The sequence below is a fragment of the Halodesulfovibrio oceani subsp. galateae genome (assembly GCF_055397225.1).
The window spans coordinates 4,074,614-4,091,646 of sequence record NZ_AP042453.1; the positions used below are offsets into that span (position 1 = coordinate 4,074,614).

The following is a 17,033-nucleotide window of genomic DNA, read 5'->3' on the forward strand; positions in this document are numbered from 1 at the left end:
AATAAAAAAGCTCCCTTTACTGAGTAAGGGGAGCTTTTTTTTATTGGTCTTTTAAGGACTGATGTTGAGGACGGGTAGCGAACGCTGTGTGGTTACGGCGGTGGTAATTTTCGCCCTTTCCATGAGGCTTGTGGTGTGTCTGGGTGCCATGAAACATTTTATGCATTATGAAATGCTGAGGGTGTTTGTGATCGAAGTATGCTTCACGTTTAATATGCCAAACTTTATAACCTTTTCCATTAATAACACCGGAAGAAGGATGTGATATGCCGGGTGTTCCGGCTAGCGCTTTTTTCCATTTCTCCCGTGTTTCACTTTATCGTGCCCTTTGTCTTTGGGCGTATCGATATCCTGTCCGTAATTATGCTCTGAACAGCAGCCTGCATGCGGCGCATGTTTTCTTTCTTCGCAACATCCTTTGTACCCGTGAACGTGGATTCCGTTTCCTCGTTGATCGTGGTCATGGTGATGATGTTTGTGCTGTTCGTGAGCTGGTAAATTTTTGCCGTAATTATGTTCAGCACAGCAGCCTTTATGCGGCTCATGCTCTCTATCTTCACAACATCCTTTTTCGTGCAGATGTTCATGATGTCCACCTGCGTGCTCATGCGAATGGCATAGCTGATGTTCGTCTTTTCCGTGACAATGGTAGTGGGAATGGAAACCGTGCTCGTCGTATTCTTTTGGATGATCGAAGTTGTCCGTCACATGATGTTCGCCATGATATCCGTCATACAGTTCATCATGCTGTCCGGCGCTCTGTGCGTGGAGATGCTTAGCGGAATCTTTGCAACGTCCGTGAGTGTGTTTTGTGTGCGGATGGTGGCTTTCTTCATGCCCGTGAGTTGCTGTTTCAGGGACATTCCAATCAAGAGTAATGACAAGCCGTTGTCTGTCACCCTTGGTGCGCGCTTCTATATCCATATTGATTTCTGCATGTGGGTGCAGAACAAGCTTTTCTGTACCTTGTTCAACAACTACAGAGCCGTCGCGTAATCCTTCTAAAAAACAGTCAATATGTGACAATGCAAGACTACAAGGCATCTTTCCGGAAATGTGGATCTTCTTTTTTTCCATATGTCTCTCCTCATGCTGGCAGTGCTAGCAAAGAGATAAGAGCATCCGGTTTAGCACTGCGGCATCTATGTATGGTGAGCTTTGTTCTGTGATCAAATCGCAGGATACCACAGTAATGCCTTCGCGCGACAGCATATCATTGTTGAGTGAGCCATTATACCGGGTCGTATCGGAATCAAGCACAATGAGATTAAGCACGTCACTCGTGGCAATATCCGCGGGTGCGTCTTTCTTTAAATGAAAAAGAAGGGTTTCTATCTGTTCGGAAAGAGTGTGTCCGATAAGTTCTACATCAGTGCCTGTATTAGGGATGAAAACTTTGGGGCATTTGGTCTTGGCGATACTTGTTCCTACATCTTTCGGGAGCAAGTTTGCTATGACACTGGAGTAGAAGCTGCCCATGGGGTAGCAGATAAGCTCGGCCTTGTTGATAAGGTTACTTGTATGCTTAGAGATAGAAATAGAGATAGGCGAGGAGTCGTGTTGTGACTTGGTCAGCCAGATATTTTCAATTTTATTTGTAAGCGGCTTAGACTCTTTGCCTGTGATGAGGTGTTGTCCCACAACCGATTCGCCGTTTTCTAATAACACAGCAAGCTGAGCGGTGACGTTTACAATAGGAAGAACTGTTCCGCGCACCTCAGCCAATTTAGAAAAGAGATAGATTACCGGCGAGAGCTGGCGATCGTTGTTAAGATATTCTGCCGCGAGTACAAGGTTACCAAGGCTTGCACCGCGAAGGTCGAACGAATCTGAAATATGGCTTTCTATGGAACACATGCTGGTTTGAATAAAACGGCGCATTGGATACGGCACTGCTTTGATGAGTGGATGACTGCCGCCGGACAAGCGTTGAAGTTCTTGACGCAGTTCTTTTTGCGAAGCTTTTTTGTCCAGGCGATGCGTAAAGAATGCATAAATTTCTGGATTTCCGAGGGCGGAGTCATCCGCGAGGGACATCAGTCGGTTGCGGATATCACCCACTGCCGGCATGGAAAATTCTTTACGCAGAACAGCAGAACTCCCGCCGGAATCAAACGGGGTAATAAGATGCACTGAGTTATGCGTGTATTTTATTATATCACGCGAAACTCCCTGTAATGCAGTGCCTCCACTAAAAAAGAGAATGCGCGGCCCATTTTGCGGTGCAGTCCGGTAGCGTTCAATTTTAAGAGGATCAGGTATTGTGACCGTTCTGGTTATTTCAATATCTTGCATTATTGGTTATGCGCCTGTTGACCCTGTGTTCAGGAAGGTTGTGAGTTTTTCTGTGGCTTGAGCAAAGTCTACACCGCCATGCAGAACGAAAATAGGCTTGTCTTTGAGCGCCTGTATATAGTCGTTAATAGTTGGGTCTGTATAGCCTTTATTTTTTGGTACATATAGCAAATCATTTTTCTTCATTATATGAGTAATAAAGTGCCGTGCTTCTTGAGCTGTCAGCTTTTCAATCATCATAGGTTCGCTGTTGCGCCGCCAGTCCATAATCGCCACTGCGCTGAGTGGAGCATGGGGAATGAATCTGTGGTTTCCGTAGCATTCAGGAATAATGGCATCGTACTTGTATTCTGTCTGCCATAATGTTTCAGGAGACATTCTACCAAATTCAATGCGTTCCTCGGGGGACAGTATGCGATGGAGACTTGGGTTATTTAATGCTGTCCCGGGATTAATGCGCGGCTGCTGGAGGGTACCGTAAAACGGGTTTGATCCATTGTTAGGAATCAGCACTCTGTCGTTACTGACAAAGTCAGCACCGTTTGTGAGCATGTGCAGTGCCAGTGTGGACTTTCCAGCACCGGAATTACCGCAAATGATTAAACCTCGTCCATTGGATGTGACTGCCGAAGCGTGGCCGAGCAAATATCCGCTATCAACCTGATTGGTAATAAAGCGACTGTTTATGAAATTGACCACCTGATTCTTTTTCTCCAAACATGGGCCAGCAATGCAATTTTGCCCGTTTCCGATGAGATAGTACATATCTGTAATGCGGTGGTGGATAACGCGGCCTTCATCAAGCTCTGCCCATTCATGTTTGATCTTTTTGTGCGGTGAAGCGGGCATGGCAAGCGTAAATGTATAAGGGAATGAAAGTGGCGGCGCATCATGAACCGTCACGGTTGTGTTCACAGTACGCTGTGGATTCTTCACAATAAATTCAGCAAAGTACTGTTCTAGAGCAATTGCTAACGACTTATTGTTTACAACAACATCGACTACAAAGTTGTTGAAGGCAATTTGCAGCTTGTGTGTCGCTGGATACCTACTACGTACTGCATTGAGTACTAACGAAAAATTCGTGAAATCTACGTTCATGAAATCTCCTTTATGACCGCATCAACATACAATTGTGCCGCATTTATCCCTCGCGCTTTAAGAACTCCTTTGAATCCTCCAAATGCAGAAACTTCAAAGACCACAGGACCATCCGGTGTTATGGCAACATCTACACAGGTGAAATCAAGTTTAAAAGGATGCTGTGCTTTGCGTGCAAGCTCTATGATTTCAAGTGACGGGGTAAAGCTTGCGTAATGGCCTCCTGATGCCGTTGTGGTGTTCCATGAATCCCCTTTGCAGCGGGCATAGGTAGTTAAGTATTTCCCTTGGATAAAGACAATTCCGAGGTCTTTGTCCTCTTCAAGGTCAACAACCTTTTGAATATACATCATGGAAAATTTTGCGGCATAGTCAGTTACTATCGTACGTACATCGTCATTATCTGAAACGATTATCATGCCGCGGCCTTTGGAAGAATACAGCGGTTTAAACACGGCAGTACCGTACTCTGCAACTGCGTATAGAGCTTCTTCAATGCTTTCTGTAAGTGTTGTCGGTGGCATAGGTATACCAGCCAGCTGTAGTGACGTGGTGCAGGACAATCGGTTCAGTACGGAGATCATACTGGCAGGTTTGGAAAAAATAGGCAGCCCCTGCTCATTGAGAAAACGCAGCATTTCAAGCCGGTCTAGCAGGGCGGGGGAATACCACGCACCGACTTTTTTGATGATAAGTGCGTCCAGTGTGTTTAGATCGGTACCTTCAAACCAGCAGGTATTGTTATGCAGATCAAGACGTACGTCTTTCATATCGATAAGCAGCCGATAACCAGTCTTTTCTGCAACAGTGTCGGCTAGAAATTCAGAAGACCATCCATCAGGAGTGCCAACCACGCCTATTTTCATGTGACCTCATTTCGTTATTAGTGCTGAAGCATAACGTATTAAACTGAGACGTCGCGATTTATATTTATTTCTGAGCGTAAAAAATGTTCATCAAAGCGTTGGCTATGAAATTGAAAGTCGCTTTTAGTAGAATAAAATTTCTTCGGGAAGGCTGAACGTTTCCCAGTCGTTGTTATGGCTAAGCAGTTTTTCCATAAGATAATATGCACTCATGTACATTCGTTTGGCAAAAGTCTGGTTCAGTTCAAATCTGGTGGAGGTATAAAATGAGCGGGCGAGAGCGAGGGCGAGGCGAGTTTCAAAAGTAGCATCGTTCTGATCAAGAGCAAATTGGCGAGTGAAGGCGTAGAATTGTTCTGTGGCGTGATTCAGTCTGTCGCGTAGCTGTGGTTCAAAAATAGGCAGTCGGAAAAGGGAAACAAGAAACACGGATGCGTCCTGAACGTAGTCAAAATTACGGGAACGGTATAAATCGATAAAACGCACCGTCTGAAGCTGGCTGTTGTATACGATGTTGTTCATGTTGAAGTCTCCGTGAATAAGCACGGAAAACGGCGCTGTGAGGCTTTTTTCCAGAGACGAACACTGCTGAATCAGCTCAGCGCTAGAAAATGCTTTTACTCCACCCACTGAAAGAGAATCTCGCACTGAAGACGGGTGCACTTTCAGCACTGGCGATAGTCGGCTTGAGAGCTGCTGAATATAGTTAGTAGGAACCTGCGTATCTTGTCTGGTAACTTCCCATATATTTCCAACTGTGTGTTTGAGCACTGCGAGCGCATCATTCACGACGCTTCGGTCTGCCTCAAGAATTATTTCATCGAGAGTGCAGCCGTGCAGTAGTTCTACAAGCAGGGCGGCATTGTCAGAACCTTCATGGTATCCGTATATGTTTGGAACAAGCGTCGGGAAAAGAGTTTGCCAGCGTTCGATATTTTCTTTTTCCAGTTTGATTTTGGAAATGGACCCTTCTTTGTAAATTGAACCTTGCTTTGATGTTTCTGAAGGCTGCATGGTTTCAACAACTCCAATGCAGCAACCGGAGCGGCTTCCAAGTATCGCTTTGTAATCAACATCATGCATAGAACCTGTAAAGCCGGACTGTGCAAGCGTTTCCTGAAGCGAATCAAATAGCGAAACTTTAAGAGTGTTGCCGACAGTTATGCATATGAGAGCTTCCCCTATACGAAGCAGAGAATCCCCAATACGTTCAAGATACCTATATATGAAAATGGCGGTTACATGACCGGATGCGTTTTTTCCGGAATCAATTTGGTCGATGAGTTTTGAAAATACACGTTCATATTTTTCATCAATCGTATGCTCGAACCGGCATATCATAAGTGCTCTTGAAAGGCTGCCCTCATCGAGTGTGGGTTGGATAAGTTTCAGCGCATTCTGAATGTCTGTAAAGAAAGGCGTGAATTCTTCCGGATCAAGTTTGCTGTGGATCGTAAGATAGTGCATCTGTTTTGTGATGTTGACGCAGAACTTGGAGATAAGATGCAAGTGTGTAGCCATTTTTTGGATGGCACGAAGACGACTTACCTGACCTTGCGACAATGCATGAGTAGAGTGCAGTTTTGAATAACATTTTGTCTCTACAATGGCTTGCATGTTGGCAGTTCTGTCACAACACAGCGAAATTTGTTGTCGCAAGGCGCGAGTTGGACGCAGCAAAAATTGCTGCGTGGCGTCTATCTGCCCTTGAACTTCCAGCAGAAGAAAAATGAAATTGTCGTGCGGTGCTTCAAACGTCAGCATGGTTACTCACTGCTAATGCGTAATGAATTTTTTTTAGTATGGTGTGCCGTTGTGTTTTTCCAGCGAATACGTAATTCAAGCTTACTTTCCTCAGCCTTCTGTCTAGCTTTAATGGAAAAATTCAACAATCCATCAGGGTTTAGGTTGATGGAGTTTTTCTCTGAAGAGAGCGCAATAGAGCCGTCTCTGAATCCTTGTGTAATAGATTCAAGCAATTCCACAATAGATGTAGAATCCTGAATGGATTCGAACGAGAACTTGTCATCAGGCATATTCGTTTCCAGTAGCGTTGCTGATTATTGTGTTAGCTGGAGAGACGGCATCGGTATTCTTCAATTACATTTTGGCGCGTAATACCACCCCGAATTAGTTTTTTTTGAATATTGAGGTCGTCCCATGCTGGTTGCACACCAATTTCCCGTTCTGTTTTTTCTGGATCCTGCTCTTCTTTTTTCCGTGTTTTCTCACCTTGATGGCAATCATCACCCATAAGAATAAGCAGGTTTTTGCAGGAGCCGTTGCGGTGTTTGTTGTGCTCATTAACAACATCAATCAGGAACTCGGTATAGCGGTGGGACTGAGGGTTCCAGACTTCGTAGCCGTCCACATTGTACCGTCCCAACAATATCGGCCAGAATTGTTCTGGGTGGGGAATAATGATGGTGCCGCCAATATAGCGGGTTTCTTCTATTATTTCAGATGCTCTGTAGAAGTATTCGAGAGGAAAGCTTGCTTTGACGATGTCCTTTACTTCTTTCACAAAAGTTTGGACACGATCGATAAATTGGTGCCCGAACTGCGGGCGCAGTGCATCAATATAATTTCGAATAAGTTTGTTGCGGATTGAAAATTCCGGAACAACTTCCCAATGTTCATCAAGAAGCCGTTCAATTTTCCCCACAACAGTGCAGGCAAACTTAACTGCAACAGGTTCTACACCAGTTTTACGTGAAGCTTTGTGCAGGCGGCCTTCAACTGGCTTAGTGAAGGAGTTGATGAAGTCGAACAACTGGCTGGCTCTATACTTACGGGTGTGGGCAAGCATTGCGCGCAGCATTGTATCCTTATCTTTGAGTTTGCCAGACTCAAAATGGATAAGCAGTTGGACTTTTTCCTGAAAGCCGCTGGCGTAACAATCAACCTCTGCACCAGTATAGGAACCATATGTCATAAGCTCATTATGCTGCGTTGGAATAATGAGTTCGTCTTTGCGGTTGGGGAACATTGTTTCAATACGTTCTCTGTTAAGCTCCATGGGAACAAACTCTGGATGCCAGTGAGTCGCAAGAACGTGCTGTTGCCGTGGATACACTTCGTCTGGATTAAGTATCTGGTCGACCTGCCATGTATCCAACTTCGTGGAGATCATTTTTAAAAAAATTGCATGATCGTCCTCTGTAATTTCTTCAGAATAATTACGAAGTTTTTCCAAAAGCTTGGCATTATCTTTTTCTTGTTCATCAGTGAACTTCATTGTGTCCCCCTTACCGCAAGACACTACTTATATTGGTGATGACACTGTGTTTTCATATGGTTCATAGTATCTACAGTTTCATGAAATTTTTGTAGATTCTTAGTTTGCCATGCTTCTTCGAGTATATCTGTGAGTTTATTATATTCAGCATAGAGTGGATCACCTTTGCCCGGATATTTGGTCATAAGGCGTGAGTCGGCAATGAAGTCTGCAACGGCTTCATCCGGAGGAACGGAGTTGAGGTGCAAGGCTTTGAAAATAACTTTGAAACTGGTAGCCATACGCTTTTTTAGGCGTTTGTATTGAGGAAGACCATCCGGTCTTTTGCCCCCGCATTCGCATTCATCACATTGGTCGCACTCATCAATATAGGCACTCATTTTCAGTTTTGCAGTAAGCTGCCCATACTCGTCTTTTATTGATAACCGAATCTTTTTTGCTTTTGTACAATCAGGAAATCCTTCAGAAGGTGTTGATTCGCAGGCATCAGCAAGTTTTCGGAAAAAAGCGGGAAGATCATCACGTGTTAGTGATTGCGTAAATTTTTCAGCCATGAAGTCTCCTGTAAAGCGTAGTAAAATGGGAAGGTATGATTAGAAAACCATGACTTGTGCTCAGAGTCAAATATCGAAATATATTATCAACAAAAAAAGCCCCCGCATCAGATGATGCGGGGGCTTTGAGTACTAGTAAACGCTTATACGTTTCCAGGATAAACAGGCTCGTCAAGTTCGTCGAGGAACTTGTCGGCACGTTCTTCCTGCTGAGGTACTTCGATGTTTGCGGAAACGAAGTCGCGGTAACCGGAACCAGCCGGAATGAGACGACCCACAATAACGTTCTCTTTGAGACCGCGCAATCTGTCGCGTTTGCCGCGCAAGGATGCTTCGGTAAGAACTTTTGTGGTTTCCTGGAAGGAAGCCGCAGAGATAAAGGAAGAAGTTGTAAGGGACGCCTGAGTAATACCAAGAACCAGAGGTTCTGCATTAGCCGGTGTGCGACCTTCGCCAACTGCTTTTCTGTTTTCGATGCGGAATTCCTGCTTATCAACCTGCTCACCAACGAGGAAGCTGGTTTCGCCTGGATCAAGCACGGATACCTTCTTGAGCATCTGGCGGACGATAATTTCAATGTGCTTATCGTCAATACCTACGCCCTGGAATCGGTAAACTTCCTGAATCTCTTCACACAAGTAGTTAGCGAGGAATTTCTCGCCTTTAATGCGGAGGATATCATGAAGTTCTGGCTGACCTTCAGTAAGCTGCTCGCCCGCTTCAACGAAGTCGCCTTCGGTAACGGTGATGTGCTTACCTTTTGGTACGAGATATTCTTTGGATTCGCCAACCTCAGGAGTAACCATAAGCTTACGCTTACCTTTGGTTTCACCTGCGTATGATACGATACCATCGATCTCGGTAACAACTGCGAGGTCTTTAGGTTTACGAACCTCGAAGAGTTCCGCAACTCGTGGAAGACCACCAACGATATCTTTGGTTTTGGATGTTTCACGCGGCTTACGAGCAATAATATCGCCCGCTTCAAGCTGCTGACCATCCTGAATCATGATAATCGCGCCAACTGGGAGCTGGTAAACCGCAGGGATTGAACTCTCACCGCGGAATTTAGGCTCACCGTTTTCATCACAAATAGAGATGGACGGTTTCAAGTTGGTTGTACGGTACTCAATAATGGTACGTGTTGCCATCTGAGTCGCAAGGTCAGTTTTTTCCTGGAAGGTTTTGCCATCGATAATATCGGTGAACTTAACAGTACCAGGAACTTCAGAAACGAATGGTTCGTTGAACGGATCCCAATCAGCGATGATATCGCCTTTAGTTACTTCCTGACCATCAACTACGTTCAAACGAGAACCGTTAGGCAGGATGTATTTTTCGCGTTCGCGGCCCTGTTCGTCAACGATGGAAACTTGACCGGATTTACCGAGTACAAGGTGTTTTCCATCTTTATTTGTAACAGCCTTAACACGTGAGGTCACAACGCGACCTGCGTGCTGAGCTTCAATGCTGGATTTTTCAATCTGAGTAGACGCGGTACCACCAATGTGGAACGTACGCATTGTCAGCTGAGTACCAGGCTCACCAATGGACTGAGCAGCAATAATACCGACAGTCTCACCGCAGTTAACAAGACGACTGCGAGCAAGGTCGCGGCCGTAACACAGTGCACAAATACCGTGTTCAGAAGAACAGGTAAGCGCAGAGCGGATGGTGATTGTGTTGATGCCGCGATCATCGAGAAGCTGTGCGCGTTCTTCGTTGATGAGGCCGTTTGCCGGAATAACTTCTTCCTTGGTAATCGGATCGAGTACCGGATAAAGTACAACACGGCCGATTGCACGCTCAGAAAGACGCATCTTGATCTCACCACCAATAATGAGGTGACCGAGTTCAAGGCCGTCAACTGTGCCACAATCATGTTCGCCAATGATAACGTCCTGAACAACGTCAACAAGACGACGGGTAAGGTAACCGGAGTTCGCGGTTTTAAGCGCGGTATCCGCAAGACCTTTACGAGCACCGTGAGTAGAGGTGAAGTACTGAAGCACGGAAAGACCTTCACGGAATGAAGATGTAATTGGTGTTTCAATAATTTCACCGGACGGTTTCGCCATCAGACCACGCATACCTGCGAGCTGACGCATCTGGTCCTGGTTACCTCGAGCACCGGAGTTAGACATCATGAAGATTGGGTTAAAGGAGAGGTTAGCCTCTTCTTTGCCAGTCTTCTCGTCTTTGATGATATCACGGGAGATGTGCTTCATCATTTCGTTGGACACGTCCTGAGTGGTCTTAGTCCAAACATCAACGATTTTGTTGTATTTCTCTGTGCGGGTAATAATACCTTCACGGTACTGGCGTTCGATTTCATCAACTTCTGACTGAGATTTTTCCAAGATGCCTTTTTTGCTGCTTGGGATCTCAAGGTCTTTTACACCAATGGTAACACCGGCGCGGGTACCGTACTCGTAACCTAAGTTTTTGAGACGGTCACAAAGAAGAACAGAAGCTTTAATGCCGCATTCGCGGTATGCAGAACTTACGAGTTTACCAATGTTTTTCTTGGTCATAACGTCGTTAGCGCGCTCAAAGCCCATGCCTTCTGGCAGAATCTGTGAAACGATTACGCGACCAGGGGTGGTCTGAACTACAGTGCCGTCGTCAAGGCGAACCTTGATGCGTGCATGCAGAGAAACCTGACCATGGTCATAAGCAGATATAACTTCCCAGCGTCCGCAGAATTCCATGCCTTCGCCGATCTCAAATGAACGTTCAACAGTCATGTAGTACAGACCGAGAACGATATCCTGAGAAGGAACGATAACAGGAGAACCGTTAGCTGGAGAAAGAATGTTGTTTGTAGACATCATAAGTACGCGTGCTTCAATCTGTGCTTCCACAGAAAGAGGTACGTGTACAGCCATCTGGTCACCATCGAAGTCAGCGTTGTACGCGGAACATACGAGAGGGTGGAGGCGAATAGCCTTACCTTCAACGAGGGTAGGTTCAAATGCCTGGATACCAAGACGGTGAAGTGTCGGCGCACGGTTAAGGAGAATAGGGTATTCGCGAACAACCTCTTCGAGGATATCCCAAACTACCAACTCTTCTCGTTCAACCATTTTCTTCGCACTCTTAATAGTAGAGGCGAGGTTTCTTTCTTCGAGTTTGGAGTAGATAAACGGCTTAAAGAGCTCAAGAGCCATCTTCTTAGGAAGACCGCACTGGTGCAATTTAAGGCTAGGACCTACAACAATTACGGAACGACCAGAGTAGTCAACACGTTTACCGAGAAGGTTCTGACGGAAACGACCCTGTTTACCCTTAATCATATCTGACAAGGATTTAAGAGGGCGGCCGTTAGTACCGGTAATTGCGCGACCACGACGACCGTTGTCGAAGAGTGCGTCAACTGATTCCTGAAGCATACGTTTTTCGTTACGGATGATGATCTCAGGAGCACCGAGTTCCATCAAACGCTTCAGGCGGTTGTTACGGTTAATAACACGACGGTAAAGGTCGTTGAGGTCGGAAGTAGCGAAACGTCCGCCATCCAGAGGAACGAGTGGACGAAGTTCTGGTGGAATTACCGGAACAACTTCCATAATCATCCATTCAGGACGGTTGTTGGACTCAAGGAAAGCCTCAACAATCTTCAGTCGTTTTGTAAGCTTTTTCTTTTTTGTCTGAGAACGGGTAGTCTGAGATTCTTCACGTAACTCATGGCGCAGAGTCTCAAGATTGAGCTCTTCGATGAGACCGCGAACAGCTTCAGCACCCATGCCTACTACGATTGCGTCTTCGCCGTAGTGATCGATTACCTGGAAGTAATGGTCTTCTGAGATAACCTGATTTTTAGCAAGGGAAGTCTGACCCGGATCAAGAACGACAAAAGAGTCGAAGTACAATACTTTTTCAAGGTCGGACATTGTCATATCGAGCAATGTACCAATCTTGGAAGGCAGAGTCTTCAGGAACCAGATATGTGCAACAGGAGCAGCAAGCTCAATGTGACCCATACGTTCACGACGAACTTTGGAAGCAATAACTTCAACGCCACACTTTTCGCAGACGATGCCGCGGTGCTTCATGCGTTTGTATTTTCCGCAGTTACACTCGTAATCTTTTACTGGGCCGAAGATTTTTGCACAGAAAAGACCGTCGCGTTCAGGCTTGAACGTACGGTAGTTAATGGTTTCTGGCTTTTTCACTTCGCCATAAGACCACTCACGAATTGCTTCAGGGGCAGCAATTGAGATCTGAATAGCCTTCAGGTTGTGAATATCTGCAGCTTGAGCTGTATTGCTTCGTGCAGAGAAAAGATCATCTAAAGTCATAGTTGTTACCCCACCCATAAAGGTTTTATGCGGGTTTTGGGAACTGTAACAGTATCCTAAAATCGGGTTTGCCCTGCCAAGCAAGGCAAACCCGTTCTATTTAGTCAGCAAGGAAGGTGCGCGGACCTTTTTGTTCCTCTTCCTGATGCAGGGTGATGTCCAAACCGAGGGACATCAATTCCTTAATAAGTACGTTGAAGGATTCAGGCATGCCAGCTTCAAGGAAGTTGTCACCCTTAACGATCTTCTCGTACATCTTAACACGACCGGTTACGTCATCAGACTTAACGGTCAGGAATTCCTGCAACATGTAAGCTGCACCATGTGCTTCCAGTGCCCATACTTCCATCTCACCAAGACGCTGGCCACCAAACTGAGCTTTACCGCCCAGTGGCTGCTGCGTAACGAGTGAGTAAGGACCAGTTGAACGGGCGTGGATTTTTTCATCAACCAAGTGGTGCAACTTCAGGATGTACATAACACCTGTAGTTACGCGGTTTTCGAACTGATCACCGGTACGGCCGTCGAACAATACGTTCTTACCGTCATCCGGCATACCGGCGTCGGTAATCCAGGACCAGATTTCTTCTTCGCGTGCACCATCGAATACCGGAGTCTTAGTAACAATACCGGTGCTAAGTCGACGAACGGCTTTGGTGAATTCTTCATCATCCATTTCGTCAACCATACGGCTGATTGAATCACACTTGTATACTTCTTTAACACGGCTACGAACATCTTTAAGGTGTTCACCGGTTTCGAGAAGCGCTGCAAGCTGCTCACCAAGTCTGAGTGCGCCCCAACCTAAGTGGGTTTCCATGATCTGACCGATGTTCATACGAGACGGTACACCCAGTGGGTTAAGTACGATGTCTACTGTAGAGCCATCAACGAAGAATGGCATATCTTCGATCGGAAGAATCTGGGAAACAACACCTTTGTTACCGTGACGGCCAGCCATTTTGTCACCTACGCTAAGCTTACGCTTAACGGCGATGTAACACTTAACCATCTTGAGCACGCCTGGAGGCAAATCATCGCCTTCAGACACTTTTTCACGCTTGGTATCGTAGATATTCTTAATAAAGGAAACCTGCTGATCGTATTCTTCAATGAAGTGATCAATGGCTTCGTTTACTTCTTTAGCTTTAAACAGACCTGAAAGTTTCTTAACTGGTACTTCGTTAAGAGTTTCAGCTGTTACTACGTGACCTGCTTCTGCAAGAACTTCACCTTTGCGCTTACCAGCGATATTGTAAGCAAGCTGCTTACCTTCCGCTTCTGCCACGATTTTAGTCATGGTAGACATGGTAAGGGCCGCAATGTGGCTCTGTTCTTTACGATCAAGCTTAGCAAGTTCGTAATCTTCAATATTTTTGGTGCGCTCGTCTTTCTCACCGGAACGACGGTTGAACACTTTAACGTCAATTACAGTACCTTCGATTCCTGGAGGAACTTTCAGGGAGGTGTTCTTAACATCACGTGCTTTATCACCGAAGATCGCCCGGAGGAGTTTCTCTTCAGGAGAGAGCTGAGTCTCACCTTTAGGAGTAATCTTACCTACGAGGATATCGTCCGGGCATACGTTTGCACCGATGCGAATGATGCCGCTACCATCAAGGTTGCGGAGCATTTCTTCGCTTACGTTTGGAATATCGCGGGTAATCTCTTCAGGTCCAAGCTTGGTGTCACGTGCGACAACTTCAAACTCTTCAATGTGTACGGAAGTGAAGACATCTTCTTTAACCATACGTTCGGAGAGGAGGATGGAGTCCTCGAAGTTGTAACCACACCAAGGCATAAACGCTACTACGAGGTTTTTACCCAGTGCTAACTCGCCATCTTCAATACCAGGGCCGTCAGCGAGAATAGTGCCGCGAACAACTGCCTGGTTAGGATTACAAGTTGGCTTCTGACCAAAGCATGAGCTCTGGTTAGATTTGTGATGCTTCTGAAGATCGTAGCTGCGAACGCCACCGGACTCTGGGTAGAGGCCGTCGGAGTAAGAAACAACAATACGGTCAGCATCGGCGAAGCGGACAACGCCTTCGCCTTCAGCAATAATACATGCGCCGGAGTCCTGTGCAACAGGGCCTTCCATGCCGGTACCAACAATAGGCTTGTTGCAGCGCAACAATGGCACTGCCTGACGCTGCATGTTGGAACCCATGAGTGCGCGGTTCGCATCATCGTGCTCAAGGAATGGAATCAACGCAGCAGAGATGGAAACCATCTGGCTTGGGGAGATATCCATAAGGGTAACATCTTCACGTGGAGACATGAGAACGTCACCGAGGTAACGAGTTGTAATAAACTCTCTTACAAAGTTACCATCAGCATCAATTTCTGCGTTTGCCTGCGCAACAACCTGACCCTGTTCTGTAGTAGCGTCCATGTAGACAACTTCATCGGTAACGCGGGAGTTTTCAACAACGCGGTACGGGGTTTCAATGAAACCGAAGTCGTTAACTTTGGAGTACGTAGTCAGAGACACGATAAGACCAATGTTTGGTCCCTCAGGAGTTTCAATAGGACAAATACGGCCGTAGTGAGATGTGTGTACGTCACGAACTTCAAAGCCGGCACGTTCACGGGTAAGACCACCAGGTCCGAGTGCAGACAGACGACGTTTGTGAGTTACCTCAGACAACGCGTTAGTCTGGTCCATGAACTGTGAAAGCTGGGAAGTACCGAAGAACTCTTTAAGCACTGCAGCAACCGGTTTAGGGTTGATGAGGTCGTGCGGCATAAGTGTCGCTACTTCCTGCAGGCTCATACGTTCTTTGATAGCACGTTCCATACGTACGAGACCGATGCGGTACTGGTTTTCTACCAGTTCACCTACCGGACGTACGCGACGGTTACCGAGATGATCGATATCGTCTGCAGGACCGTGAGAGTCTTTTAATTTACACAGAATCTTAATTGCTGTGAAAATATCGTTGTCTGACAAGGTGCGCATATCGTTCTTGCGATCAAGATCGAGACGCTGGTTCATCTTGTAACGACCTACTGGGGATAAGTCGTAGTAGTCTCCGCTACGGAAAAGGTTTTCGAAGAATGTACTTGCGATTTCCGGAGTTGGAGGTGAACTAGGGCGCAGACGACGGTAGATTTCAACACGTGCGGACTCAGAATCTTCTGTTTTATCAAGAAGAAGAGTGTCGCGCATGGAAGAAGATACGTCGGCACCACGAGTGTGAAGTACTGGAATGCGTTTAACGCCAGCTTCACGGATACGTTCTACGAGATCTTCAGTAAGTTCGTCAGCTGCATCAGCGAGAACTTCACCTGTGTTTTCATCAACAAGATCTTCAGCAAGGAAGAGACCGGTGAGGGTGTCAGGAGCAATTTCAATTGCTTCGATACCAGCTTCGAGAAGCAGACGCCAAGTACGCTTGGTAATTGGTTTGCCCTGTTTCGCGAATACTTTTTCACCATCGCCAAGATCCACGTGCGCAATTTCCTTGCGGTACATGTCTTCTTTGACTTCCCACAATACTTTACCGTCTTCAAAACGGAAGTACTCTTTCTCGTAGAAGCAATCGAGGATTTCTGCGCGAGACATACCCATTGCTTTAAAGAGAATAGTTGCAGGCATTTTGCGACGACGGTCAATTCGTACGTACAAAATATCTTTATGATCGAAGTCGAAATCGAGCCAGGAGCCACGCATTGGAATGATGCGGCAGCTGTAAAGTACTTTACGGCTGGAGTGCGTTTTACCTGAATCATGCTCAAAGATGATACCAGGGGAACGCTGCAACTGGTTAACGATTACACGCTCGGTACCGTTAACAATAAAGGTACCTTTCTCGGTCATTAAAGGCAGGGTACCAAAATAGATGTCCTGTTCTTTAATGTCGCGGATGGTGCGGTTTTCGGTCTCTTCATCTACGTCATACACAACAAGACGCACGGTAATGCGAATTGGTGCTTCGTAGGTAAGACCTTTTGCAATGCATTCAGCCTGATCGTATTTAGGTTCGCTGATATCATAGCGAACATACTCTAGGCTTGCAGTACGGTTAAAGTCTTCAATAGGAAAGACAGAACGGAATACACCTTCAAGACCTTCGTCAGGCAGTCTGTCAGTACGTCCTTCCTGCAAAAACTTCTTGTAGGAATCTACCTGCAAGTTAAGAAGATGCGGGATAGGAAGCGTTACTTCGATTTTACCAAATTTTTTATAAAGTTGGCCCATATTTACACCTCAAAAGAGACGGTTTGCCAAAGATGATGCCACTGCGGCTAAGAAGCATCTGAAAATGGCGCGTTTGCTTAACCAAAGTCGGCGGATTATCTCCGAAACGGATACATGCGCATGCGAAAAAGGGGTGCCCGGTGGACTTAGGTGTCCGAAAAGACTGGGCAACTGGTAGGTGCTGCTTGAGGCATGCAAATTCAGCAGCAGAAAGCAGAACATGTCCGCTCGGTCATGTTCTGTATTAAATGAAAAAATTCGGGATGGTAAACGTTCGGATATGGTCAGCAACGTGTCGCCCAATTGTTAATTAGCGTTACGTAACAAAGACAAGTCGACCAAATGCGTAATCTAGTTCACGACTAGATTTTGTGCAAGCTTTTTTTTGATCTACCCCTGTACATCAGAGCTAATAAAACGCGGACGAGAATAAATTCCCGCCCGCGCCTGAATTCGCTTCAGCAGTAAAAAGTA

General features: G+C 46.0%; 10 protein-coding genes. All 10 read right to left on the reverse strand.

Annotated elements, in window-relative coordinates:
• Positions 1–282: 282 nt before the first annotated feature.
• Complete coding sequence (locus ACZ5V1_RS17795; protein WP_464390001.1) at positions 283–1,077, reverse strand: amphi-Trp domain-containing protein; 795 nt, start codon at positions 1,075–1,077, stop codon at positions 283–285.
• A 24-nt stretch (positions 1,078–1,101) separates the two neighbouring features.
• Positions 1,102–2,295 (reverse strand): GAK system CofD-like protein, encoded by a 1,194-nt coding sequence (locus tag ACZ5V1_RS17800; RefSeq protein ID WP_464390002.1) that lies wholly within the window; start codon positions 2,293–2,295, stop codon positions 1,102–1,104.
• Positions 2,296–2,301: 6 nt separating this feature from the next.
• The gene (locus tag ACZ5V1_RS17805) at positions 2,302–3,396 is read right to left on the reverse strand and encodes an HprK-related kinase B (protein ID WP_464390003.1); all 1,095 of its coding nucleotides are present in this window, start codon (positions 3,394–3,396) and stop codon (positions 2,302–2,304) included.
• Entirely contained in the window at positions 3,393–4,262 is an 870-nt protein-coding gene (locus tag ACZ5V1_RS17810; RefSeq protein ID WP_464390004.1) for a GAK system ATP-grasp enzyme, read from the reverse strand. Before ACZ5V1_RS17810 ends, ACZ5V1_RS17805 begins: the two co-directional genes overlap by 4 nt.
• 123 nt (positions 4,263–4,385) lie before the next feature.
• The gene (locus tag ACZ5V1_RS17815; RefSeq protein WP_464390005.1) at positions 4,386–6,026 is read right to left on the reverse strand and encodes a PhoU domain-containing protein; all 1,641 of its coding nucleotides are present in this window, start codon (positions 6,024–6,026) and stop codon (positions 4,386–4,388) included.
• 2 nt (positions 6,027–6,028) lie between these two features.
• A complete protein-coding gene (locus ACZ5V1_RS17820) occupies positions 6,029–6,298 on the reverse strand; it encodes an amphi-Trp domain-containing protein (RefSeq protein WP_464390006.1) in 270 nt (89 codons plus the stop codon).
• A gap of 32 nt (positions 6,299–6,330) precedes the next feature.
• Complete coding sequence (locus ACZ5V1_RS17825) at positions 6,331–7,500, reverse strand: hypothetical protein (RefSeq protein WP_464390007.1); 1,170 nt, start codon at positions 7,498–7,500, stop codon at positions 6,331–6,333.
• Between the two features lie 23 nt (positions 7,501–7,523).
• Positions 7,524–8,054, reverse strand: a complete 531-nt coding sequence (locus ACZ5V1_RS17830) for a GAK system XXXCH domain-containing protein (protein WP_464390008.1) — start codon at positions 8,052–8,054, stop codon at positions 7,524–7,526.
• 143 nt (positions 8,055–8,197) lie between these two features.
• Positions 8,198–12,355: a DNA-directed RNA polymerase subunit beta' gene (gene rpoC, locus ACZ5V1_RS17835; RefSeq protein ID WP_464390009.1), complete on the reverse strand. Its 4,158-nt coding sequence runs from the start codon at positions 12,353–12,355 to the stop codon at positions 8,198–8,200.
• Between the two features lie 100 nt (positions 12,356–12,455).
• Positions 12,456–16,559 (reverse strand): DNA-directed RNA polymerase subunit beta, encoded by a 4,104-nt coding sequence (gene rpoB, locus ACZ5V1_RS17840; protein WP_464390010.1) that lies wholly within the window; start codon positions 16,557–16,559, stop codon positions 12,456–12,458.
• Positions 16,560–17,033: the final 474 nt, after the last annotated feature.